The following is a 9,143-nucleotide window of genomic DNA, read 5'->3' as shown; positions in this document are numbered from 1 at the left end:
CCCAATTGAAGAGAATTCGTGAAAAAATGTTGTATAATCATGGCAAACCTTATATAATATATTGAGTGGAACTGATTGTACAAAAAAATCGGTAGATAAGATAAATCATATGAAGGAGACATATTATTATGGGAAAATATTTTGGAACTGATGGGTTCCGTGGCGAAGCCAATGAAGTACTTACAGTTGAACATGCCTTCAAAGTAGGAAGATTCCTTGGCTGGTATTATGGACAGGATCATAAAGCCAAAGTAGTCATTGGAAAGGATACAAGAAGAAGCAGTTATATGTTCGAGTATGCGCTGGCAGCAGGCATCACAGCATCAGGTGCGAATGCACATCTGCTGCATGTAACAACGACGCCAAGTGTATCTTATGTAACCAGAACGGATAATTTTGACTGTGGAATTATGATTTCTGCAAGCCATAATCCATATTATGACAATGGAATCAAGATTATCAATGGAAAGGGACACAAGATTGAGGCAGAGGTCGAAGAGAAGATCGAGGCATATATTGATGGTGAGATCGGGGAACTTCCACTTGCAAAGAAGGATGATATCGGACGTACCATCGATTATGCGGCAGGAAGAAACCGATATATCGGCTATCTGATTTCTCTGGCTACCCGTTCTTTTGAAGATATGAAAGTTGGCTTGGACTGCTCGAATGGTAGTGCATTTGCAATTGCAAAGAGTGTATATGATGCGTTGGGTGCTAAGACTTATGTGATCAATTGCGAGCCTGACGGAACGAATATCAATACCAATTGCGGTTCTACACATATCGAAGTATTGCAGGAGTATGTAAAGGAGAAGAAACTGGATGTAGGATTCGCATACGATGGAGATGCAGACAGATGTATTGCAGTAGACGAGAATGGCAATGTGGTTGACGGTGACCTGATCCTGTACATCTGCGGTAAATACATGAAAGAGAATGGACGTCTGAATGGGGATACGATTGTAACAACGATCATGTCTAACCTTGGGCTGTACAAAGCCTGTGACAAAGCGGGGCTTAAGTATGAGAAGACCGCAGTAGGTGACAAATACGTATATGAGAATATGGTTCGTAATAACTTCTCTCTTGGCGGAGAACAGTCCGGACACATTATTTTCAGCAAACATGCAACAACGGGTGACGGTATCCTGACTTCTCTTATGATTATGGAAGTTATGCTGGAGAAGAAAATGAGCCTGTCCAAACTGGCTGAGCCGGTGAAGATCTATCCACAGCTTCTGAAGAATGTCCGTGTGGCAGATAAGAAGACTGCAAGAGAGAATCCGGAAGTGACCAAAGCGGTGAATGCAGTGGCAGAGGCGCTTGGCGATGATGGACGTATCCTGGTAAGAGAAAGCGGAACAGAGCCGGTAATCCGTGTTATGGTAGAAGCAGCAACGGATGAGTTGTGTGCAAAATACGTGAACCAGGTGATTGATGTAATCAAATCAGAAGGACTCATGGTAAGTTAATAGAGTTATGATATGCAAAAGGGTTTCACTCTAGACTGAGTGGAACCCTTTTCCTATAATCTCGCTGGTGTTGGAGATCAGCAAGAATGCATCCGGCGAGTTCTGTTTGATATAATTACGAAGTTTTACGGCTTCAACGCGGTTTAAAACAGTAAAGATAATGTATTTATCTTCTCCGGAAAATGCGCCCTGAGCCAAAACGATCGTTGCGCTTCTGTGCAGATCATCTTTGATGAAATCGCAGATTGGCTTCGGGTTGCTGCATACAACGTTGAAATACTTGGACAGGTTCAAACTTTCGATAAATCCATCGATCATGAAAGAGCGAAGCGCGAGTCCAAGGAAAGAATATAATCCGGTCTGGATATCGAACACGAAGCAACCTGCCAATGTAATGAAGAAATCTGTGATTAGCAATGCTTTTCCGATATCGAAACTGGTGTATTTCTTCATGATCATGGCAATAATATCCGTACCGCCGCTGGAAGCCCCGATGTTGAACAGGATCGCAGAACTGACGGAAGGCAGAGCAATTGCAAAAGCCAGTTCGAGGATTGGCTGGTCGGTCAGCGGCTGGGACATGGGATAGATTCGTTCCAGCGCCGACAGGGTAACTGAGAGCAGGATACTGCTGTATGCAGTTTTGGCGGCAAATTTCTTGCCCAGGACAAAGAGTCCGATGACCAGCAGAACCATGTTGGCAACGAAAGAAAAATCACTGGCTGAGATTGGGCAGAGTCTGGCAACTAAGACGGCAAGACCTGTAATGCCTCCGAATGTAAAGTTGTTGGCGAATTTGAAAAAGTAGATGCCAACAGCCATTACCAGTGTGCTAAAGGTTAACAGACTAAAGTTTTTCAATTGTGATTTCATAATATATTCCCCAAGTGATTCATCATAGATTTGCTTTTGTAAAAAGCAGTGAAACTCCATCAAAGATTGTAACGCTCGTGTCTTTAAAAGTCAACGGATTAGTGGTATATTAGAATTATTAAAGTAACAGTTCAGCCCGCGCCATTCGCAAAACGCATCTACGATGCTTCTCCGCTGCTACGCAGCTATTTTTGCTCATAAAATGGCGCTCCGCTCATAAGTCGGATCGTGTGTTCATTCATGCAAGCATGATTCACCCACAATCCGGCTTATGGCTGAACTGTTACTTATTAAAAAAATGCATTTTAAAGAGGCTTTTCATGCATTTTATGGAAAATATACGAGGTGAGACAAGATGAAAATATTTCAACAGAAACCAAAAATTCAAAAGTTTGAACATGCAGAAGAATTCGTGAAAGAATATCAGATTGGCAAGGGAGATTTTATCCTGGCAAGCAAGAGTATCTATGAGACGTATTTTGCGCCGCTTGGACTGGAAGCCCATGTTGAGTATAAGAGTAAGTATGGGGCTGGGGAACCAACGGACATTATGATAGATGGTCTGATACAGGATTTTGCCAGGGCTGGATGTACAAGGATCATAGCGATTGGCGGTGGCGCGGTCATTGACATGGCGAAGATTCTGGTGCTGGAGGGTACATATAAGGCAGAGGAGATCTTTCAGCGCAAAGTGCCGCTTAAAAAGGCTCGTCAATTGGTCGCGGTGCCAACTACGTGTGGTGCAGGATCTGAGGTATCGAATGTGTCGATTACAGAACTTACCAGCCTGCATACGAAACTTGGATTGGCAGTGGATGAGATCTATGCCGATGATGCAGTGTTGATACCTGAACTTTTGAGTGGGCTTCCGTATTCTTTTTTTGCAACCAGTGCGATTGATGCATTTATTCATGCAATTGAGTCTTATGTATCCCCGAAAGCGAATCTCTATACAGAGATGTTCAGCATGAAGGCGATGGAGATGATCATTGAAGGATTCCGTAAGCTTGTGGAACATGGACCGGGCTACCGTATGAATCTGCTGGATGAGTTCCTGACAGCGAGCAATCTGGCAGGAGTAGCATTCGGCAATGCGGGAACAGGCGCGGTACATGCGATGTCTTATCCATTGAGTGGTGTGTATCATGTGACGCACGGAGAGGCGAACTACCAGTTTCTGACGGCAGTATTCGCTGTGTATCAGGAATTGAAGCCAGAGGGAAAGATTGAGAAACTGAATCGTTTCTTAAGCGGGCTGTTGGAGTGTAATGAAGAAGCAGTGTATCAGGAACTGGAGGCATTGCTTGACAAGATTATTGCAAGAAAGCATTTGCATGAATATGGAATGACGGAAGAGGAGATTGAAGGCTTCGCAAAAAGTGTGGAAGAATCACAGCAGAGACTTTTGAATCAGAGTTATGTCAAACTGACCTGGCAGCAGATGGCGGATATATACAGAAAGTTGTATTAGTGATTCTGTTTTCCCGCATTAGAATTCTGGAATCGGTGCATAATACTTCCTATGAAGGAGGAAGTAGAAGATGCATAAGTATTTACCGATTACAGATGTGTACGCGAGAGAAATACTGGATTCCCGCGGGAATCCTACCATAGAAGTAGAGGTACTGGCAGGAGATGAGCATTGTGGAAGAGCCTGTGTGCCTTCCGGGGCATCTACCGGTCAGTATGAGGCGTTGGAGTTAAGGGATAAAGAAGAGCGCTATGGAGGGCTTGGCGTGGAACGGGCAGTAGACCATGTGAATGCTAAGATTGCTCCGGCGGTCATCGGAATGAATGTATTCGAACAGACAGAACTCGACCGGGTTCTGGTTCAGTTAGATGGAACGGAGAATAAGTCCCATCTGGGAGCCAATGCGATGCTCGGGGTATCTATGGCAGCAGCAAGAGCAGCGGCAGACGCATTGAGACTGCCGCTTTTTTCATACCTGGGCGGGACGAATGCCAAGCAGATGCCGGTACCGATGATGAACATTATGAATGGAGGAAAGCACGCGGATAATACGATTGATATCCAGGAATTCATGATCATGCCTGTGGGTGCGTGCTGTTTTCGGGAAGGACTTCGGATGTGTGCGGAAATCTATCATGCATTGAAGAGGCTTTTGAAGGAACAGGGGTACAGTACTGCGGTGGGAGATGAAGGCGGGTTCGCCCCGGATCTTCCGGATGCGAAGGAGGCGCTTCGTTTCATTGCGGAAGCAGTAAAGACAGCGGGATATAAGTTGGGAGAAGATATTGTATTTGCTCTGGATGTGGCAGCAACAGAATTATATGATAAGAACTTCCGCAAATATGTATTTGAAGGCGAGAGCCGGATGCATGGGCATAAGATCATACGGTCAGCGGAAGAATTGATTGATTATTACGAAGAACTGACAGAGGAATTCCCGATTGCTTCTATTGAAGATCCTTTGGATGAGGAAGACTGGGAAGGATGGGAATTGCTTACGACCAGGCTGGGTCTGCATATCCAGCTGGTCGGAGATGATCTCTTTGTTACGAATACAAAACGGCTGAAAAAAGGCATCGAGAAAAAGGCGGCAAATGCAATCCTGATTAAAGTGAACCAGATTGGAACACTGACAGAGGCATTCGATGCAATAGAGATGGCAAAGAATGCAGGGTATAAGACGATTGTATCCCATAGATCCGGAGAGACAGCGGATGCCATTATTGCAGATATTGCGGTGGCTTTTAACGCAGGACAGATTAAGACCGGCGCGCCATGCAGGTCTGAACGAGTGGAAAAATATAACCAGTTGCTTAGAATAGAAGAGCGGCTGGGGGATGTGGCAGAGTATATGAATCCATTTGCGATTTAAATAGGTACAGGGTATATGCTAGTTTGGGACGTAGTAAAATGTACTTTTACTATGTCCCAAACTGAAAAAAATCCTTGTCATTAATTCTCTCCTGTGATAGAATAATAATGGTTTATCCGCAGGAGGTGTAGAAAGTGGAGATTTTAAAGACGGTTTTAATGATTATATTTGCAATAGACTGTATCGCGTTAACGGCAATCGTGTTGATGCAGGAAGGTAAGTCAGCAGGACTTGGCACCATCGGTGGCATGGCTGATTCTTACTGGGGACAGAACAAGGGACGCTCTATGGAGGGTGCACTGGTGAAGTCTACGAAGTTCCTTGCGATTCTGTTTATTGTACTGGCAGCAGTGTTGAATTTGAAAGTATTTGCATAAGACAAGGCATACTCATTCGAGCATACCGCAATACACACCTTATGGGTGGCGTGCTTTGCACGGTAATGTATATTTTTATGAGAATGGTGGGACACTCCTGTATGGGAGTGTCTCTTTGCGTATACCAGGGACAGCGGATGTGTTTAAAAGATATGCCATTGGAGGACTTGTAAGAGATGGACAAGACATTTGAAAAGAGAAAAAAGGTAATCTATGACCTCATATGTGATGATCTGTATGTTCCGATGAAGTTCAAAGAACTTGCCATGCTTCTGCAGGTTCCAAAGGAACAGCGGGATGACCTGCGCAAAGTGTTGGAATCGCTGGAGACAGACGGTAAGATCTATCTGTCGAAACGGGGAAAATACTGTAAGGGAGAAGCAAAGCGCCTGACCGGTATTTACAGGGCGAACCTTAGAGGCTATGGATTCGTTGTGATCCCGGACGAGGATTCTGATATATTCATAGGAGAAGAGGATACGAACGGAGCCTTTGACGGAGATGAAGTTGAGGTCACGATTACGAGAGAGCCACAGGGGAGAAGCCGTGAAGGGAAGATTGTACGAATTGTATCCAGAGGCCTGACGAAGGTTGTTGGTCTGTATCAGATGAAGGAAAACAAGAACTATGGATTTGTAATTCCGGATAACCAGAGATTTTTCCAGGATATTTTTATTCCGGTGGAGAGGTCAAAAGGAGCCATAAACGGGCATAAGGTGGTTGTAGAACTGACTTCTTACGGAGAACCGGGAAAGAAGCCGGAAGGAAAAGTGATAGAGATTATCGGTCATATTAATGATCCGGGGACAGACATTATGTCCATTGTGAAAGGTTATGATCTGCCGGTAGAATTCTCAGAGAAGATTCTGAATCAGGCAGAACGTGTAGCGAAGGATGTAAGTGAAGCTGACCGTGCGGGACGAAAGGATATCCGGGACTGGCAGATGGTGACTATAGATGGCGAGGATGCTAAGGATCTGGATGATGCAGTATCGGTGACAAGAGCGGGAGAGAACTATATACTGGGGGTTCACATTGCTGATGTAACCAACTATGTGCAGGAGAATAGCGCAATTGACAGAGAGGCTTTGGAGCGTGGAACCAGCGTATATCTGGTGGACCGGGTTATCCCTATGCTGCCCCATAAGTTGTCGAACGGTATCTGCTCGCTGAATGCGGGAGAGGATCGATTGGCACTTAGTTGTATCATGACGGTGAATCCAAAGGGAATCGTCATCGATCACGAGATTGCTGAGACGGTGATTCATGTGGATGAGAGGATGACCTATACCAGTGTGAAGAAGATCCTGGAAGACAGAGATCCGGAAGAAATAGAACGTTATCAGACGTTAGTGCCGATGTTCGAACTGATGCGGGAACTGTCAGGCGTATTACGGGCGCGCAGACAGAGACGTGGATCGATAGACTTTGATTTCCCGGAGACGAAGATGGTGCTGGATGAGAAGGGAAGACCTGTGGAGATTAAGCCTTATGACCGGAATGTGGCTACGAAGATTATTGAGGATTTTATGCTGCTTGCTAATGAGACGGTAGCGGAAGACTATTACTGGCAGGAACTGCCTTTTGTATACCGGACGCATGAAGTGCCGGATGAAGAAAAGATCCGGGCGTTGGCAACCTTCATCAATAATTTCGGTTATTCCATGCATGTTGGTGTAAATGAAATCAGACCGAAAGAAATTCAAAAATTGCTCGCGAGAGTAGAGGATACACCGGAAGAAGCACTCATTAGCAGACTTGCGCTGCGCTCTATGAAGCAGGCGAAGTATACACCGGAGAATACAGGGCATTTTGGTCTGGCAGCGAATTATTATACGCATTTTACCTCTCCGATTCGAAGATATCCTGATCTTCAGATTCACCGGATCATCAAGGATAACTTAAGGGGAAGGATGAATGAGAAGAAAGCAGAACATTATCAGGCTATCCTTCCGGAGGTGACGAAGCACTCCAGCGAGATGGAGAGAAGGGCAGAAGAAGCGGAACGTGAGACTGTAAAATTAAAAAAAGTTGAATATATGCAGCAGCATATCGGGGAAGTGTTCCGGGGAGTCATATCCAGCATAACCAAATGGGGAATGTACGTGGAACTTCCGAATACCATAGAGGGGCTGGTCCATGTGGTGAACATGACGGATGATCATTACGATTATTATGCAGACCGGTATGAGATGGTAGGAGCGCATACTTATAAAATATATAAATTGGGGCAGCAGATATCTGTACGGGTGATTGACACCGACCGGCTGCTTCGTACGATTGATTTTGAGATTGCAGATGAAGGAGATGAGGAAGATGGCGAAGACGAATGGTAAGATGGTAGCCAATAACAAGAAAGCATATCATGATTACTTCATATTAGACACCTATGAAGCAGGCATTGCACTGCATGGAACAGAGGTAAAATCTCTTCGGATGGGCAAATGCAGTATCAAGGAATCATTTATCCGAATAGAGAATGGTGAAGTCTATATCTATGGTATGCATATCAGCCCTTACGAAAAAGGCAATATCTTCAACAAGGACCCGCTTAGGGTCCGAAAACTCCTGCTTCATAAAGCGGAGATTAACAAAATGCTTGGCAAGACGAAAGAAAAAGGAGTGGCAATTGTGCCGCTAAAGGTGTATTTTAAAGGAAGTCTTGTAAAAGTAGAGATTGGGCTTGCGAAAGGTAAGAAACTATATGACAAGCGCCAGGATATCGCAAAGAAGGATCAGCAAAGAGAGGCGCAGCGTGACTTTAAAGTTCGTAATTTCGGATAGGAGGATAAGATGGTACCGACAAAGAAAGCAGACTTAAGAAAACTGGTAACCCAGACGACTGTGGAGATGTACGAAGAACTAACGCCGCAGCTGATCCAGTTGATTGATCAGACGAAACATGATGATACACTGACGGAAGCACAGAAGCAAGATGAGATCTCCTTACATATGATGGGTTATGTAAAATCCTGTACCAACGAGATCATCATAGAAGTGCTGGCTGAGATCCTGGGACTGGAAGATGAGTAGAACTGTGAAAGGTGATAGAGTAAACAGAGGAAAAGAGAGGAGAACGAGATGGCTTATTGTGTAAAATGTGGTGCGAAAGTAGATGACGGCGTAAAGTTCTGTACACAGTGCGGTGCAGAAATACCGAATCAGCAGTATGAATATGGTCCGCAGAATAGTTATCATCCACAACCTTACGTAGATGCAGAAGAATGCTTTGATCCGGATGAAGTGAGTAAGAACAAAGCGATGGGAGTATTGTCTTATCTGGGGATTCTGGTACTGATACCAATCCTTGCCGGTGATAAAAAGTCGCAGTATGTAAAATTCCATGCCAATCAGGGACTTGTGCTTTTTATTGTATCTGCGGTAGTAGACCTGTTGGACGGCGACTGGGTATGGGGACTTCATTCATGGATTAATTTTGGCGGCAGTATGTTCTCATGGGTATTTGATATCTTGAGTTTTGTATGTTTCATTCTTATGGTCATGGGCATTGTAAGTGCATGTAAGGGAGAGAAGAAGGAACTACCGATGATAGGAAAGATTCGGTTATTAAGATA

General features: G+C 44.6%; 9 protein-coding genes. 8 read left to right on the top strand and 1 reads right to left on the bottom strand.

Annotation, left to right across the window (positions count from 1 at the left end):
• Window positions 1–128: 128 nt before the first annotated feature.
• Window positions 129–1,475, top strand: a complete 1,347-nt coding sequence (gene glmM / locus ACQRBN_RS17090; protein WP_427740292.1) for a phosphoglucosamine mutase — start codon at window positions 129–131, stop codon at window positions 1,473–1,475.
• Window positions 1,476–1,505: 30 nt separating this feature from the next.
• Here glmM and ACQRBN_RS17085 read toward each other — a convergent pair whose 3' ends face one another.
• Entirely contained in the window at window positions 1,506–2,348 is an 843-nt protein-coding gene (locus ACQRBN_RS17085; RefSeq protein ID WP_427740291.1) for a YitT family protein, read from the bottom strand.
• Between the two features lie 355 nt (window positions 2,349–2,703).
• Between ACQRBN_RS17085 and ACQRBN_RS17080 the strand changes: the two genes are divergently transcribed.
• The 7 genes from ACQRBN_RS17080 to ACQRBN_RS17050 all read left to right on the top strand — a co-directional run.
• The gene (locus ACQRBN_RS17080; protein WP_427740290.1) at window positions 2,704–3,819 is read left to right on the top strand and encodes a 4-hydroxybutyrate dehydrogenase; all 1,116 of its coding nucleotides are present in this window, start codon (window positions 2,704–2,706) and stop codon (window positions 3,817–3,819) included.
• Window positions 3,820–3,889: 70 nt separating this feature from the next.
• On the top strand, window positions 3,890–5,191 hold the full coding sequence (eno, locus tag ACQRBN_RS17075) for a phosphopyruvate hydratase (RefSeq protein ID WP_427740289.1): 1,302 nt from the start codon (window positions 3,890–3,892) through the stop codon (window positions 5,189–5,191).
• 134 nt (window positions 5,192–5,325) lie between these two features.
• Window positions 5,326–5,568 (top strand): preprotein translocase subunit SecG, encoded by a 243-nt coding sequence (gene secG / locus ACQRBN_RS17070; protein ID WP_427740288.1) that lies wholly within the window; start codon window positions 5,326–5,328, stop codon window positions 5,566–5,568.
• 176 nt (window positions 5,569–5,744) lie between these two features.
• Window positions 5,745–7,904, top strand: a complete 2,160-nt coding sequence (gene rnr / locus ACQRBN_RS17065) for a ribonuclease R (protein ID WP_427740287.1) — start codon at window positions 5,745–5,747, stop codon at window positions 7,902–7,904.
• Window positions 7,885–8,352, top strand: coding sequence for an SsrA-binding protein SmpB (gene smpB, locus ACQRBN_RS17060; protein WP_427740286.1), 468 nt, complete (start codon window positions 7,885–7,887; stop codon window positions 8,350–8,352). The genes rnr and smpB overlap by 20 nt, the downstream gene beginning before the upstream one ends.
• A 9-nt stretch (window positions 8,353–8,361) precedes the next feature.
• Complete coding sequence (locus tag ACQRBN_RS17055; RefSeq protein WP_427740285.1) at window positions 8,362–8,601, top strand: hypothetical protein; 240 nt, start codon at window positions 8,362–8,364, stop codon at window positions 8,599–8,601.
• A gap of 48 nt (window positions 8,602–8,649) precedes the next feature.
• The coding region (locus tag ACQRBN_RS17050) for a zinc-ribbon domain-containing protein (RefSeq protein ID WP_427740284.1) at window positions 8,650–9,143 on the top strand (494 nt) is incomplete at its 3' end.

This window comes from Bariatricus sp. SGI.154, from assembly GCF_050313795.1.
Taxonomy (GTDB): domain Bacteria; phylum Bacillota; class Clostridia; order Lachnospirales; family Lachnospiraceae; genus CAMBRQ01.
Note: the sequence above shows the minus strand (reverse complement) of the source record. Positions and strands in the feature narration are given on the sequence as shown.